At 64.3% G+C, this 14,727-nt stretch carries 14 protein-coding genes and 1 pseudogene; 12 read left to right on the forward strand and 3 right to left on the reverse strand.

All coding sequences use genetic code 11. The features are described 5' to 3' along the window. The first annotated feature begins 160 nt into the window (after positions 1-160). The 10 genes and pseudogenes from paaA to IRZ77_RS02525 all read left to right on the forward strand — a co-directional run bounded on the left by paaA (position 161) and on the right by IRZ77_RS02525 (position 9,552). The gene (gene paaA / locus IRZ77_RS02480) at positions 161-1,150 is read left to right on the forward strand and encodes a 1,2-phenylacetyl-CoA epoxidase subunit PaaA (protein ID WP_015270325.1); all 990 of its coding nucleotides are present in this window, start codon (positions 161-163) and stop codon (positions 1,148-1,150) included. 25 nt (positions 1,151-1,175) lie between these two features. Beyond that, positions 1,176-1,457, forward strand: a complete 282-nt coding sequence (gene paaB, locus IRZ77_RS02485) for a 1,2-phenylacetyl-CoA epoxidase subunit PaaB (RefSeq protein ID WP_013972614.1) — start codon at positions 1,176-1,178, stop codon at positions 1,455-1,457. 8 nt (positions 1,458-1,465) lie between these two features. Beyond that, complete coding sequence (gene paaC, locus IRZ77_RS02490; RefSeq protein WP_085600921.1) at positions 1,466-2,224, forward strand: 1,2-phenylacetyl-CoA epoxidase subunit PaaC; 759 nt, start codon at positions 1,466-1,468, stop codon at positions 2,222-2,224. Then, positions 2,211-2,744 carry a 1,2-phenylacetyl-CoA epoxidase subunit PaaD gene (paaD, locus tag IRZ77_RS02495; protein ID WP_153670893.1) on the forward strand — a complete coding sequence of 178 codons (534 nt, stop codon included), beginning with the start codon at positions 2,211-2,213 and terminating at the stop codon, positions 2,742-2,744. The genes paaC and paaD overlap by 14 nt, the downstream gene beginning before the upstream one ends. A gap of 15 nt (positions 2,745-2,759) precedes the next feature. Beyond that, complete coding sequence (gene paaE / locus IRZ77_RS02500) at positions 2,760-3,836, forward strand: 1,2-phenylacetyl-CoA epoxidase subunit PaaE (RefSeq protein ID WP_025339106.1); 1,077 nt, start codon at positions 2,760-2,762, stop codon at positions 3,834-3,836. A gap of 169 nt (positions 3,837-4,005) precedes the next feature. After that, on the forward strand, positions 4,006-4,314 hold the full coding sequence (locus IRZ77_RS02505) for a DUF485 domain-containing protein (RefSeq protein ID WP_046614155.1): 309 nt from the start codon (positions 4,006-4,008) through the stop codon (positions 4,312-4,314). Further along, positions 4,305-5,873 (forward strand): annotated as a pseudogene (locus tag IRZ77_RS02510) (cation acetate symporter); the annotation flags it as partial. The gene IRZ77_RS02505 and the pseudogene IRZ77_RS02510, both read left to right, overlap by 10 nt. A 40-nt stretch (positions 5,874-5,913) precedes the next feature. Beyond that, positions 5,914-7,146 carry an OprD family porin gene (locus IRZ77_RS02515; protein WP_108481394.1) on the forward strand — a complete coding sequence of 411 codons (1,233 nt, stop codon included), beginning with the start codon at positions 5,914-5,916 and terminating at the stop codon, positions 7,144-7,146. Positions 7,147-7,173: 27 nt separating this feature from the next. Beyond that, complete coding sequence (gene paaZ, locus IRZ77_RS02520) at positions 7,174-9,225, forward strand: phenylacetic acid degradation bifunctional protein PaaZ (protein WP_153670894.1); 2,052 nt, start codon at positions 7,174-7,176, stop codon at positions 9,223-9,225. A 156-nt stretch (positions 9,226-9,381) separates the two neighbouring features. Further along, a complete protein-coding gene (locus IRZ77_RS02525) occupies positions 9,382-9,552 on the forward strand; it encodes a hypothetical protein (protein ID WP_158090599.1) in 171 nt (56 codons plus the stop codon). A gap of 60 nt (positions 9,553-9,612) precedes the next feature. Here IRZ77_RS02525 and IRZ77_RS02530 read toward each other — a convergent pair whose 3' ends face one another. From IRZ77_RS02530 to IRZ77_RS02540, 3 genes are all read right to left on the reverse strand, one after another. Beyond that, on the reverse strand, positions 9,613-11,031 hold the full coding sequence (locus tag IRZ77_RS02530) for a short-chain fatty acid transporter (RefSeq protein ID WP_013972720.1): 1,419 nt from the start codon (positions 11,029-11,031) through the stop codon (positions 9,613-9,615). 190 nt (positions 11,032-11,221) lie between these two features. Further along, complete coding sequence (locus tag IRZ77_RS02535; protein ID WP_025339254.1) at positions 11,222-11,878, reverse strand: CoA transferase subunit B; 657 nt, start codon at positions 11,876-11,878, stop codon at positions 11,222-11,224. A 35-nt stretch (positions 11,879-11,913) separates the two neighbouring features. After that, a complete protein-coding gene (locus IRZ77_RS02540) occupies positions 11,914-12,612 on the reverse strand; it encodes a CoA transferase subunit A (protein WP_015270421.1) in 699 nt (232 codons plus the stop codon). A 140-nt stretch (positions 12,613-12,752) separates the two neighbouring features. Between IRZ77_RS02540 and IRZ77_RS02545 the strand changes: the two genes are divergently transcribed. Then, positions 12,753-13,658: a LysR family transcriptional regulator gene (locus IRZ77_RS02545; RefSeq protein ID WP_153670897.1), complete on the forward strand. Its 906-nt coding sequence runs from the start codon at positions 12,753-12,755 to the stop codon at positions 13,656-13,658. Next, positions 13,646-14,467, forward strand: a complete 822-nt coding sequence (locus tag IRZ77_RS02550) for an aldo/keto reductase (RefSeq protein ID WP_085600927.1) — start codon at positions 13,646-13,648, stop codon at positions 14,465-14,467. The genes IRZ77_RS02545 and IRZ77_RS02550 overlap by 13 nt, the downstream gene beginning before the upstream one ends. The last annotated feature ends 260 nt before the right edge of the window (positions 14,468-14,727 follow it).

Consider the following 14,727-nt stretch of genomic DNA (forward strand, 5'->3'; position numbering starts at 1 on the left):
AATCTTCTGTAGGAGCGGCCTTGTGTCGCGAAAGGGCTGTACAGCAGCCCCCTTGGCCCGCAAAGCGATACACAAATCTTATTCGATACACATAAAACAGTTTGACGTTATGTTTTGTATCGCTTACAAATGACTCATGCCTTAGCAGGAGTCGGAACACATGTACGCACAGCTAGTGGAAACCGGAGTCAAGCGCGTCAAGTCGCTGGAGGAGATGTCGCCCGAGGAGCGCAACTTCCAGGAAAAGATCGACGCCGAAATCAAGATCGAAGCCAAGAACTGGATGCCCGAGGCCTATCGCCAGACCCTCATCCGGCAGATCTCCCAGCACGCCCACTCGGAAATCGTCGGCATGCTGCCCGAAGGCAACTGGGTCACCCGGGCCCCCAGCCTCAAGCGCAAGCTGCAGCTGATGGCCAAGATCCAGGACGAAGCCGGCCACGGTCTGTACCTGTACAGCGCCATGGAAACCCTGGGCGCCGACCGTGACGAAGAAATCGCCAAGCTGCACAGTGGCAAGGCCAAGTACTCGAGCATCTTCAACTACCCCACTCTCAGCTGGGCCGACATGGGCGCAGTGGGCTGGCTGGTCGATGGCGCCGCCATCGTCAACCAGGTGGTGCTGCAGCGCACCTCCTACGGCCCGTATTCGCGCGCGATGATCCGTATCTGCAAGGAAGAGAGCTTCCACCAGCGCCAGGGCTACGAAATCCTCCTAACCATGATGCGCCACGGCACCCAGGCCCAGCGGGACATGGTCCAGGACGCGATCAACCGCCTGTGGTGGCCGGCACTGATGATGTTCGGCCCCAGCGACGAGCACTCCCCCAACAGCGCCCAGTCCATGGCCTGGAAGATCAAGCGCCAGACCAACGATGAACTGCGCCAGCGCTTCATCGACCAGACCGTGCCGCAGCTCGAACTGCTCGGCTGCACCGCCCCCGACCCTGAACTGAAGTGGAACGCCGAGCGCGGCCATTACGACTTCGGCGAAATCCAGTGGGACGAGTTCTACGAGGTGATCAAAGGCAATGGCCCGTGCAACCAGGAACGTGTCGCCACCCGGCGCAAGGCCATCGAGGACGGTGCCTGGGTACGCGAGGCCGCCGTGGCCTACGCGCGCAAGCAACAGAACAAGAACGCCGCCTGAGCGGCGAATGATGCGGAGATCGAAAATGTCTGTCTGGACCCTCTACGAAGTGTTCGTGCGCAGCAAGCACGGCCTTAACCACAAGCATGTCGGCAGCGTGCACGCCGCCGATGCCGCCATGGCCATCGAAAACGCCCGCGAGCTGTACACCCGCCGCAGCGAAGGCGTGAGCCTGTGGGTGGTGCCTTCGGCACTGATCACTGCCTCTTCCCCGGACGAGAAAGACCCATTGTTCGCCCCGGCGGACGACAAGGTCTACCGCCATGCCAGCTTCTACGAACTGCCCGACGAAGTCGGGCACATGTGAGGTTGGCCATGCACAACGAAGCCCTTGTCCCCTACTTGCTGCTGCTCGGCGACAGTGCCCTGGTGCAGGGCCAGCGCCTCTGCGAATGGTGTGGCCGCGCCCCGGCCATCGAAGAAGAGCTGGCCCTGATGAACGTCGGCCTCGACCTGGTCGGCCAGGCGCGCAACTGGCTGGAGTACGCCGCCGAGTTGCTCGATGATGGCCGTGACGCCGATGCCCTGGCCTTCCGCCGTGACGAGCGGGCCTATCGCAACCTATTGCTGGTCGAGCAGCCCAACGGCGATTTCGCCGTGACCATGACCAAGCAGTTCTTGTATGACGCCTGGCATTTCGCCGTGCTTCAGGGCCTGGCCGGCTCGAACGACGAACGTATCGCCGGTATCGCCGCCAAGGCCCTGAAGGAAGTCACCTACCACCTGCGCCGTTCCAGCGAGTGGGTGCAGCGCCTGGGTGGTGGCACCGAAGAAAGCCGCCAACGCATGCTCGCGGCCATCCCGGCACTGTGGCGCTTCACCGTCGAACTGGCCACTGGTAGCGACAACGAAGTGTGCCTGGCGCAAGCGGGCGTCGCCGCCGACCCCGCTGCCGTCGGCGCGGCCTGGCTCAACCAGGTTGGCGAAACCTTCACTTCGGTCGAGCTGCCACTGCCCAAGGCCGCCAGCCACTTTTACCTGGACGGTCGCAAAGGCCTGCACACCGAGCATCTGGGCCTGCTGCTGGCCGAGATGCAGTTCCTGCCAAGGGCGTACCCCGATGCAACCTGGTGAGCTGATTGCCGGCGACCGTGGTGCCCGCGCGCAACAAAGCGACGACCTGGCACGGGCCTGGGCGGTACTGGCCCAGGTCATGGACCCGGAAGTGCCGGTGGTCAGCGTGGTCGACCTTGGGATCGTGCGCGACCTCGACTGGTGCGCCGGGCACCTGCACCTGGTCGTCACGCCGACCTACTCCGGCTGCCCGGCCACCGAGGTGATCGAACGGGATATCCGCCAGGCGCTGGAGCAGGCCGGTTTCCCCGCGCCGGCTCTCGACCGTCGGCTGACCCCGGCCTGGAGCACCGACTGGATCAGCGAACTGGGCCGCGAGCGCCTGCGCGCCTACGGCATCGCCCCGCCACAGGGCAGCGCCAGCAAACGCAGCCTGCTCGGCGAGGCGCCGCAGGTGTGTTGCCCGCAGTGCGGCAGTGCCCATACCGAATTGCTCAGCCAGTTCGGCTCCACGGCTTGCAAGGCGCTTTACCGCTGCCGCGAGTGCCTGGAGCCGTTCGACTATTTCAAATGCATTTGAGCCGTGGAGAACGCCATGAGCCAGTTTCACAGCCTGACCATCAAGCAAGTGCGCAACGAGACCCGCGATGCGGTGTCGATTGCCTTCGACGTGCCCGAGCACCTGCAGGCGCAGTTCCGCTTCACCCAGGGCCAGTACCTGGTCATGCGTACCCAGCTGGACAACGAAGAAGTCCGTCGTTCCTACTCCATCTGCAGTGCCGTGCAGGACGGCGAACTGCGTGTGGCGGTAAAGCGCGTGCCTGGCGGGCGCTTCTCGGCATTTGCCAATGACGTGCTCAAGGCCGGCCAGCAACTGGAAGTGATGCCGCCATCGGGCAGCTTCTTCGTGCCACTGGAGCCGGCCCGCCAGGGCAATTACCTGGGCGTGGCTGCCGGCAGCGGCATCACCCCGATCCTGTCGATCATCGCCACTACCCTGGCCAGCGAGCCACACAGCCGCTTCACCCTGCTGTACGGCAACCGCTCCAGCTCCGGCGCACTGTTTCGCGACAAGCTGGAAGACCTGAAGAACCGTTACCTCGACCGCCTGAACCTGATTTTCGTGTTCAGCCGCGAGCAGCAGGATGTCGACCTGTACAACGGTCGCATCGATGCCGACAAGTGCGGCCAGCTGTTCTCGCGCTGGATGGACGTTGCCAACCTGGATGCCGCATTCATCTGCGGCCCGCAGGCGATGACCGAGACGGTGCGCGACAGCCTGCGGGCCAATGGCCTGGCCAAGGAACGCATCCATTTCGAGCTGTTCGCCGCAGCCGGCAGCGAAGCCCGTCGTGAGGCTCGTGAAGCGGCGCGCCAGGTGGACTCGGCGCTCAGCCACATCACCGTGATCAGCGACGGCCGCGCCCTCACCTTCGACCTGCCACGCAACACCCAGAACGTGCTGGACGCCGGCAATGCCATCGGCGCCGAGCTGCCGTACTCGTGCAAGGCCGGCGTGTGCTCGACCTGCAAGTGCCGGGTGATCGAGGGCGAAGTGGAGATGGACAGCAACCATGCCCTGGAGGACTACGAAGTGGCGGCCGGGTACGTGCTGTCGTGCCAGACCTACCCGGTGAGCGACAAGGTGGTGCTCGATTTCGACCAGCTCTGAAACCGCGTCGCCTGCTTCGCGGGCGCGCCCGCTCCCACAGGGATAGCGCAAGTCTCAAGCACACCGCCGCACCTGTGGGAGCGGGCATGCCCGCGAAGAGGCCCTAAGCAACACCGCAACACCCGCGTGACCTCAACAAAACAATTACAACACCCAGAGACCGCAACCCATGACACCCGAACGCATCGAAAGCATCGTCAACCACCCCGACTTCCAGCACCTGGTGCAACGCAAACGCCGCCTCAACGGCAGCCTGACCCTGGCCATGCTGGTGATCTACTACGGCTTCGTCCTGCTGGTGGCGTTCTCCCCCAGCACCCTCGGCCAGTCCCTCAGCGGTGGCGTCACCACCGTCGGCATGCTGGTGGGCGTGCTGATGGTGCTGCTGTCCTTCGCCCTGACCGGTATCTACGTGCACCGCGCCAACAATGTGCTCGACCCGCTCAACGACAAGGTCAAGCAGGAGTGCGCGCAATGAACTGGACTGCCATCTCGATGTTCATGGTGTTCGTCTGCTTCACCCTGCTGGTCACCCGCTGGGCTGCCATGCGCACCCGCTCGGCCAGCGACTTCTACACCGCCGGCGGGGGCCTGACCGGCATGCAGAACGGCCTGGCGATCGCCGGCGACATGATCAGCGCCGCGTCGTTCCTGGGCATTTCGGCCATGATGTTCATGAACGGCTACGACGGCCTGCTGTATGCCCTGGGCGTACTGGCCGGCTGGCCGATCATCCTGTTCCTGATCGCCGAACGCTTGCGCAACCTGGGCAAGTACACCTTCGCCGACGTGGTCAGCTACCGCCTGGCGCAAACCCCGGTGCGCCTGACCTCGGCCTTCGGCACCCTGGTGGTGGCGCTGATGTACCTGGTGGCGCAGATGGTCGGTGCCGGCAAGCTGATCGAGCTGCTGTTCGGCATCAGCTACCTGTACGCGGTGATGCTGGTCGGCGTGCTGATGGTCGCCTATGTCACCTTCGGCGGCATGCTCGCCACCACCTGGGTGCAGATCATCAAGGCGGTGATGCTGCTGTCGGGCACCAGCTTCATGGCCTTCATGGTGCTCAGGCATTTCGGCTTCAGCACCGAGGCGATGTTCGCCAGCGCCGTGGCCGTGCATGCCAAGGGCCAGGCGATCATGGCCCCAGGTGGCTTGCTGTCCAACCCGGTGGATGCCATTTCCCTGGGCCTGGGCATGATGTTCGGTACCGCCGGCCTGCCGCATATCCTGATGCGCTTCTTCACCGTCAGCGATGCCAAGGAAGCGCGCAAGAGCGTGTTCTATGCCACCGGGTTCATCGGCTACTTCTACCTGCTGCTGATCGTCATCGGCTTTGGTGCCATCGTCATGGTCGGTACCGAGCCGTCCTACCGTGACGCCACCGGCGCGATCATCGGCGGCGGCAACATGGTCGCCGTGCACCTGGCCCAGGCCGTGGGTGGCAACCTGTTCCTCGGCTTCATCTCCGCTGTGGCTTTCGCCACCATCCTGGCGGTGGTCGCCGGCCTGGCGCTGTCCGGTGCATCGGCCGTTTCCCACGACCTGTATGCCTGCGTGGTGCGCCAGGGCAAGGCCAGCGAGCAGGAGGAAATGCGCGTCTCGCGTATCGCCACCCTGCTGATCGGCCTGCTGGCGGTCATTCTCGGCCTGATGTTCGAGTCGCAGAACATCGCCTTCCTTTCCGGCCTGGTGCTGGCGGTGGCCGCCTCGGTCAACTTCCCGGTGCTGCTGCTTTCGATGTTCTGGAAAGGCCTGACCACCCGCGGCGCGGTGTGCGGCAGCATGGCCGGCCTGGTTTCGGCGGTGCTGCTGGTGGTGCTGGGCCCGGCGGTATGGGTCAACGTGCTGCATCACGAAAAGGCGCTGTTCCCCTACAGCAACCCGGCGCTGTTCTCCATGAGCCTGGCCTTCCTCGGCGCCTGGGTGTTCTCGGTCACGGACAGCTCCGAACGGGCCAGCCAGGAACGTGGCCGCTACCTGGCCCAGTTCATCCGCTCGATGACCGGAATCGGCGCTGCCGGCGCCAGCAAGCACTGACTTTCAGGGAAGAACAACCATGTCGGGTAAAACAACAACAATGAACCGCACGCACTTCATTTCGGCCGCCTGGCTGGCCACATTCGCCATGCCGTTGCCGGCCATGGCGGACTTCATCGGCGACAGCCACGCCCGGTTGGAACTGCGCAATCACTACCTCAACCGCGACTTCCGCCAGAGCAACGCACCGCAGGCCAAGGCCGAGGAATGGGGCCAGGGCTTTACCGCCAAGCTGGAGTCGGGCTTCACCGAAGGCCCGGTCGGCTTTGGTGTCGACGCCATGGGGCAACTGGGCATCAAGCTCGACTCCAGCCGCGACCGCCGCAATACCGGCCTGCTGCCTTTCGGCCCGAACAGCCATGAGCCGGTCGATGACTACAGCGAACTGGGCCTGACCGGCAAGGTGCGGGTGTCCAAGAGCACCCTGCGCCTGGGTACCTTGCAACCGATCCTGCCAGTGGTGGTGTACAACGACACGCGCCTGCTGGCATCTACCTTCCAGGGTGGCCTGCTCACCAGCCAGGATCTGGCCGGCCTGACGTTCAACGCCGGCCGCCTGACCAAGGCCAACCTGCGTGATTCCTCGGGCCGCGACGACATCGGCTACGGCGCCGCCAGCAGCGACCACCTGGACTTCGGCGGCGGCAGCTACGCCATCACCCCGCAAACCAGCGTCAGCTACTACTACGCCAAGCTCGAGGACATCTACCGCCAGCAGTTCGTCGGCCTGATCGATACCCGCCCGCTGGGCGAAGGCCTGAGCCTGCGCACCGACCTGCGCTACTTCGACAGCCGCAACGACGGCGCCGAGCGTGCCGGCAACATCGACAACCGCAACTTCAACGCCATGTTCACCCTTGGCGTACGGGCCCACAAGTTCACCGCCGCCTGGCAGCAGATGTCCGGCGACAGTGCTTTCCCGTTCGTGAACGGCGGCGACCCGTTCACCGTCAACCTGGTCACCTACAACACCTTCACCCGCGCCGGGCTGGACTCGTGGCAGGTGCGCTACGACTACGACTTCGTCGCCATGGGTATCCCTGGCCTGAGCTTCATGACCCGCTACACCGATGGCCGCCACGCCGAAACCGCCACCGTCAGCAATGGCCGTGAGCGCGAACGCGACACCGACATCACCTATGTCATCCAGAGCGGCCCGTTCAAGGACGTCAGCCTGCGCTGGCGCAACGTCACCTTCCGTTCCGGCAATGGCCTGACCAACGCCGTGGACGAAAACCGCCTGATCATCGGCTACACCGTGGCGCTGTGGTAACAGCGCCCCTCTACTTTGGAGAACAGCATGTCTGCCGCCCCTACCCTGCAAAGCTTCATCGCTGGCCGCTGGCTTGGCCAGCACGGCGCCCAGGCCCTGCGTAGCGCCCTAAATGGCCACGTTCTGGCCTACAGCCACGAAGAGCGCCCGGATTTCGCCGAAGCCGTGGACTTTGCCCGCGCCCGTGGCCTGGCTGCGCTGATGGCCATGGACTTCCAGCAACGCGCTGCCCGCCTGAAGGCGCTGGCCCTGTACCTGGCCGAGCGCAAGGAGCAGCTTTACGCCCTGTCCCACCACAGCGGCGCCACCCGTGCCGACAGCTGGATCGACATCGAAGGCGGTAACGCCACGCTGTTCTCCTATGCGGGCATTGGCAGCCGCGAGTTGCCGTCGGGCAACCTGGTGCATGAAGGCCCGGCCATTCCACTGGGCAAGCAAGGCCATTTCGCCGGCAGCCACATCCTGGTGCCGCGCGCCGGCGTGGCGGTGCACATCAACGCCTTCAACTTCCCCATCTGGGGCATGCTGGAGAAGTTCGCCCCGACCTTCCTGGCCGGCATGCCGTGCATCGTCAAGCCGGCGACCTCGACCAGCTACCTGACCGAGGCCGTGGTGCGCCTGATGAATGCATCCGGTCTGTTGCCCGAAGGCAGCCTGCAACTGGTGATCGGCAGCACCGGCGACCTGCTCGACCGCCTGCAAGGCCAGGACGTGGTGACCTTCACCGGTTCCGCCGACACCGCCGCCAAGTTGCGCGTCACGCCGAACCTGGTGCGCAACTCGGTGCCATTCACCGCCGAGGCCGATTCGCTGAACTGCGCCATCCTCGGCCCGGATGTGACCCCGGACAGCGAAGAGTTCGACCTGTACATCAAGGAGGTGGTCCGCGAAATGACCACCAAGGCCGGCCAGAAATGCACCGCCATCCGCCGTGCCATCGTACCGGCCAGGCACATCGACGCCGTTGCCACCCGCCTGCGGGAACGGCTGGCCAAGGTGGTGGTCGGTGACCCGTCGCTGGAAGGTGTGCGCATGGGCGCCCTGGCCTCCCACGACCAGCAGCACGATGTGGCCGAACGGGTGCGCAGCCTGCTGCAGAGCTGCGATCAGCTGTTCGGTGCCAGCGATGGTTTTGCACCGCGTGGCGAAGGTGTGGCCGAGGGGGCTTTCTTTGCCCCGACCCTGCTGCAGGCCCGTGACCCGCATGCCGAAGGCGGTGTCCACGATATCGAAGCGTTCGGCCCGGTCAGCACGTTGATGGCCTATGACGACCTCGATGAAGCTCTGGCGCTGGCCGCGCGGGGCAAAGGCAGCCTGGTGGCAACCCTGGTCACCGCCGACCGCAGCGTGGCAGCCAAGGCCATTCCGGTGGCTGCCGCCTGGCATGGCCGTCTGCTGGTGCTCGACAGCGAGGCGGCCAAGGAATCCACTGGGCATGGCTCGCCATTGCCACAGCTCAAGCACGGCGGCCCGGGCCGCGCTGGTGGTGGTGAGGAGCTGGGTGGCCTGCGTGCCGTCAAGCATTACCTGCAGCGTGCCGCAGTCCAGGGTTCGCCGAGCATGCTCTCGGCGGTAACCGGCGAATACGTGCGCGGTGGCGAAGTGATCGAAACCGAAGTGCACCCGTTCCGCCGCTATTTCGAGCAGTTGCGCATCGGTGAGTCGCTGCTCACCCACCGGCGCACCGTGACCGAAGCCGACCTGGTCAACTTCGGTTGCCTGTCGGGTGACCATTTCTACATGCACTTCGACGAGATCGCCGCCAAGCAATCGCAGTTCGGCAAGCGCATCGCCCACGGCTATTTCGTGTTGTCGGCAGCGGCCGGGCTGTTCGTCTCCCCGGGTGCAGGCCCGGTACTGGCCAACTATGGCCTGGATACCCTGCGCTTCATCAACCCGGTGGGCATCGGCGACACCATCCAGGCTCGGCTGACCTGCAAGCGCAAGATCGACCAGGGCAAGACCAGCCCGCTGGGCCAGCCCCAGGGCGTGGTGGCTTGGGATGTGGAGGTGACCAACCAGCTGGGTGAGCTGGTCGCCAGCTATGACATTCTCACCCTGGTGCTGAAACAGCCCTGACAGTGCCGTTGGTCAGGGGCGGTGGGTATCCAACCGACCTCCCCTGGCTATGGCCGCTCTCATTCAATGAGGGGTGGTCAATGGCTTCGCCTCTCACTCCTGTATTGGGCCCGCCTGATCGCGGGCCGTTTTTTCATCGAGAACGAGGGTTGCAGGATGGAAGACTTGCTTGGTATGGGTGGCGGCAGCGCACCGGATGACTGGCCTGAACTCGAACCGGACCGGGGCAATGACCGGGCAGATGACCCGGATGCCGACCCCAACGTGACAGATGACGAAGAAAACCGCCCGGGCGTGCCGGCCAGCGACCCCGAGTCCGGTGCCTGACACTCATGCGGGCGGCCTGCACATACCTGCAGGAACGGCCTTGCCAACATAACCCTCGGGTTACGGCATCACCGGCGGCAGGTACTGCAACGTCGTGCCCAATGCCCACAGCAACACCAGCACCAGCGGCACGTGCACCAGCAACTGCACGAACGAAAAGCCGATCAGGTCACGTGCCTTGAGCCCCAGCACCCCCAGTAGCGGCAGCATGTAGAACGGGTTGATCAGGTTCGGCAAGGCTTCGGCGGCGTTGTAGATCTGCACTGCCCAGCCCAGGTGGTACTGCAGGTCATTGGCCACCAGCATCACGTACGGCGCCTCGATGATCCACTTGCCACCGCCCGAAGGGATGAAGAAGCCCAGCACCGCCGAATACACGCCCATCAGCACGGCATAGGTGTCATGCGTGGCGATCTGGGTGAAGAACAGCGAAATGTGGTGGGCCAGGGTCTGCTCGTCGACGCCCTTCACTTGCGTGAGGATGGCCGCGATCGAACCATACAGCGGGAACTGGATCAGCACCCCGGTGGTGGTCGGAACCGCACGCGCCACCGCATCGAGGAAGCTGCGCGGGCGCCAGTGCAGCAAGGCACCGAGCATGATGAACAACAGGTTGTAGGTGTTCAGCCCGGAAATGGCGGTAATCGCCGGCTTGGTGGCGAACTCCTGGTACAGCCAGCCGGCGGCCAGGGCCACCAGCAGCAGGATCAGAATGGGGCTGTGTTCAAGCCATTCGCCCGGGCGGGTGCGCTGGGGTGCCGGTGGCGCGGTGAAGCTTGGGTCGACTCCGCAGTCCTGGGCGCTGCGCGCGCTATTCGGGCCCGGGGCCGTGGCGTAGGCGATCACCAGCGAGACCACCACCAACGCCGCCAGCATCACGCCGGACTGCCAGAGGAAGATGGTTTCGGTGAACGGGATCACCCCGGTAATCGACAGGATCGAAGGTGGCAGGCTGGCCGGGTTGGCCTGCAGTTGCGCCGCCGACGAAGACAGGCCCAGCGCCCACACCGCGCCCAGGCCCAGGTAGGCGGCGGCGCCGGCGGCGCGGTAGTCCATCTTCAGCTCGGTGCGCCGGGCCAGGGCGCGCACCAGCAGGCCGCCGAACACCAGCGACAGGCCCCAGTTGAGCAGCGATGCCAGCATCGAGATCAGCGCCACCCAGCACACCGCCGAACGGCCATTGCCGGGGATGCGCGCCAGGCGGTCGATCAGCCGCGCCGCGGGCGGCGAACTGGCTACCACATAGCCGCCGATCACCACAAAGGCCATCTGCATGGTGAACGGGATAAGGCTCCAGAAGCCATCGCCAAAGGCCTTGGCGGTGTCGGTCGGCTTGGCGCCCATGGCCAGGGCACCGATGCACACCAGCAGCACCGCCAGGGCGGCAAACACCCAGGAATCGGGGAACCAGCGTTCGGCCCAGTTGGAGCAGCGCAAGGCAAAGCGCGCGGAACGGCTGTCTTGAATTTCAGCGGCCACAGTTCAATTCCTTTTATTGGTTTTATCGGATACATCAGCAAACGCAAAACCCCTGTAGGAGCGACCTTGTGTCGCGAAAGGGCCGCAAAGCGGCCCCTCGATCTCGGCATCGATGCCAAAATCGAAGGGCTGCGGTGCAGCCCTTTCGCGACACAAGGCCGCTCCTACAGGGGCGGTGCGCGGCGATAGATTAGAAGGTCATTTCCTTCACATCATCCGGCACGATCAGCTTGCCGGCGGTTTTCTCGATGATTTCCTCAACGCTCACCCCTGGCGCAGTCTCGCGCAGGATGAAGGCGCCGTCTTCGATTTCCAGGTAGGCCAGGTCGGTCAGCACCTTGCGGATGCAGCCAGCGCCGGTCAACGGCAGGCTGCACTGCGGCAGCAGTTTGGACTCGCCGTCCTTGGAGGCGTGAGTCATGGTGACGATGATGTTCTCGGCACCGGCCACCAGGTCCATGGCGCCGCCCATGCCCTTCACCAGCTTGCCCGGGATCATCCACGAGGCGATATTGCCTTGCACATCCACTTCGAAAGCGCCGAGCACGGTCAGGTCGACATGGCCGCCACGGATCATGGCGAACGACTGCGCAGAATCGAAGATCGAGGCACCGCGGCGGGCGGTGACGGTCTGCTTGCCGGCGTTGATCATGTCGGCATCGATGGTGCCTTCAGTGGGGAATTCGCCCATGCCGAGCAGGCCGTTTTCCGATTGCAACATCACATCCATGTCGGCGGGTACGTAGTTGGCCACCAGGGTCGGAATGCCGATGCCCAGGTTGACGTAGTAGCCGTCCTTCAGTTCACGGGCGACGCGTTGCGCCATCTGTTCGCGGGTCAGTGCCATGGTCAGGATCTCTTTGTTGTTCTGGTGGATGGCGCTCAGGCCTTGACGGTGCGCTTTTCGATACGCTTTTCGAAGGTGCCGACGATGACGCGGTCCACATAGATGCCCGGGGTGTGGATCTCGCTGGGCAACAGCACGCCAGGTTCGACAATCTCTTCCACTTCGACCACGGTGATCTTGCCGGCAGTGGCTGCCAGCGGGTTGAAGTTTTGCGCGGTGTTGCGGTACACCACGTTGCCGTAGTGGTCGGCCTTCCAGCCCTTGACGATGGCGAAGTCGCCGGTGATGGATTCTTCGAGGATGTACTTGCGGCCGTTGAACTCGCGCACTTCCTTGCCGTCGGCAACCGGGGTGCCGTAGCCGGTGGCCGTGTAGAAGGCCGGGATGCCGGCGCCACCGGCGCGCATTTTCTCGGCGAGGGTGCCTTGCGGGGTCAGTTCCACTTCCAGCTCGCCGCTCAGCAGTTGGCGTTCGAACTCGGCGTTCTCCCCCACGTAGGAAGCGACCATCTTGCGGATCTGCCGGTCCTCCAGCAGCACGCCCAGGCCAAAGCCATCGACACCGCAGTTGTTGGAAACCACCGTAAGGCCCTTGACGCCACGGCGCTTGATTTCACTGATAAGGTTTTCCGGGATGCCGCACAGGCCGAAACCACCAGCCAGTACCGTCATGTTGTCGGTCAGGCCTTCGAGTGCCTGTTCATAGGTTGCAACGCGCTTGTCCAGTCCGGCCATGCTGATCCGCCTTTTGTAGTTGTTGAACCGACGAGGCTGTCGGTGAGCGTGTGAGGACATCTTCACCGTAAGCGACTGATTTGTTAATTTTGTTTTCATCATCGATTGATAACTTTTGCAAAACAACCAAAAGGCCTGTCATGAACGTCAAGCAACTGCGCGCCTTTGTCGCTGTGGCCAAGTACCAGAGCTTCGCTCAGGCCGGTGAACACCTGCATGTCTCACAACCGGCCCTGAGCCTGACCATCAAGGCCCTGGAAGAAAACCTTGGCGGCGCCCTGCTGAGCCGCACCACACGCAGCGTCAGCCTGACTGCCGAGGGCGAGGTGCTGCTGCCGCTGGCGCGGCGCCTGCTGGCCGACTGGGACGACACCGAAGAAATGCTGCGCCAGCGTTTCACCCTGCAACTGGGCCGGGTTTCGGTGGCGGCCATGCCGGCCTTTGCCGGCAACCTGCTGCCCTACTCGCTGAAGGTATTTCGCCAGCGTTACCCGAAGGTCAACGTCACGGTGCACGATGTGATCAACGAACAGGTGCAGGAACTGGTGCGCCATCGTCGCGTCGAACTGGGCATCGGCTTCGAACCGGACAACATCGATGGCCTGGATTTCCACCCGTTGTACATGGACCGCTTCGTCGCCGTGGTGCCCGCCGATTCGCCCTTGGCGCAGCTGCCTCGGGTCAGCTGGGCACAGTTGCTGGCCGAAGACTTCGTTGCCCTGCAACGCCCTTCGGCGGTGCGCCTGCTGATGGAACAGAACGTGGCCGCCCAGCACGGCAAACTGGCGGTGGCTTTCGAAAGCCACCAGCTGTCGACCATCGGCCGCATGGTTGCCAGTGGCCTGGGGGTCAGTGCCGTGCCGGCACTGTGCATCAACCAGATGCAGGAGCTTGGCGCCCGCTGCGTGACCCTGGTCGAGCCCACGGTCGAGCGCCGCATTGGCGTGGTTGCCCTCAGCGAACACAAGCTTTCCACGGCGGCGCAAGCGCTGCTTGAGGTACTGCTTACCAATACCCGCATACCGGAGGTGACATGCGTTACGTGAAACTGGCAGGTTCGAGCGTTCCGGCCATCGGCCAGGGTACCTGGTACATGGGTGAAGATCCGGCCCGCAAGGCGGCCGAGGTGGCGGCCCTGCAACAGGGCATCGAACTTGGCCTGAGCCTGATCGATACCGCCGAGATGTATGCCGAAGGTGGCGCGGAAGAAGTGGTCGGCCAGGCCATTGCCGGGCGCCGCGACCAGGTGTTCCTGGTCAGCAAGGTGTACCCGCACAATGCCAGCCGGCTCGGTATGGCGGCGGCCTGCGAACGCAGCCTCACGCGCCTGGGCACTGACTGCATCGACCTGTATCTGTTGCACTGGCGTGGCCAGCACCCGCTGGAGGAAACCGTCGAGGCCTTCGAGCGCTTGCGCGAGCAAGGCAAGATCAAGCGCTGGGGTGTTTCCAATTTCGACGTCGACGACCTGCGCGAGCTGCACAACCCCGATTGCGCCACCAACCAGGTGCTGTACAACCCGGCCCAGCGTGGCATCGAGTTCGACCTGTTGCCGTGGTGCGAAAAGCGCGCCCTGCCGACCATGGCCTACTGCCCGCTGGCCCAGGCCGGGCGCCTGCTGCAGCACCCGGTGCTGGCGCAAATCGCCGAGCGCCATGGCGCCACGGCGGCTCAGGTCAGCCTGGCCTGGGTGACCCGGGATGACGGGGTGATAGCCATCCCCAAGGCCGTGGCGCCCGAGCATGTGCGGCTGAATGCGGCTGCGGGTTCGTTGACCCTGACCAGCGAAGACCTGCGGGCGATCGACCGGGCGTTCCCGGCACCGACACGCAAGCAACGGTTGGCGATGGTGTAGCGACTGGCACGAAATCGCTTTTTGTAGGAGCGGCCTTGCGTCGCGAAAGGGCCGCAAAGCGGCCCCAGCATTATCTGCAGTGACGCCGAAATCCTGGGGCTGCTACGCAGCCCTTTCGCGACGCAAGGCCGCCCCCACAGGTCAGCGCAATCCGGACTATGGCGAGACTCCTGTAGGAGCGGGCGCGCCCGCGAACACCGCAAAGCCGGTGCCATGCACCGCAGTGCCTGCTTCGCGGGCTTGCCCGCTCCCACAAGGGC

The sequence above is a fragment of the Pseudomonas pudica genome (assembly GCF_015680405.1).
Taxonomy (GTDB): Bacteria; Pseudomonadota; Gammaproteobacteria; order Pseudomonadales; family Pseudomonadaceae; genus Aquipseudomonas; species Aquipseudomonas pudica.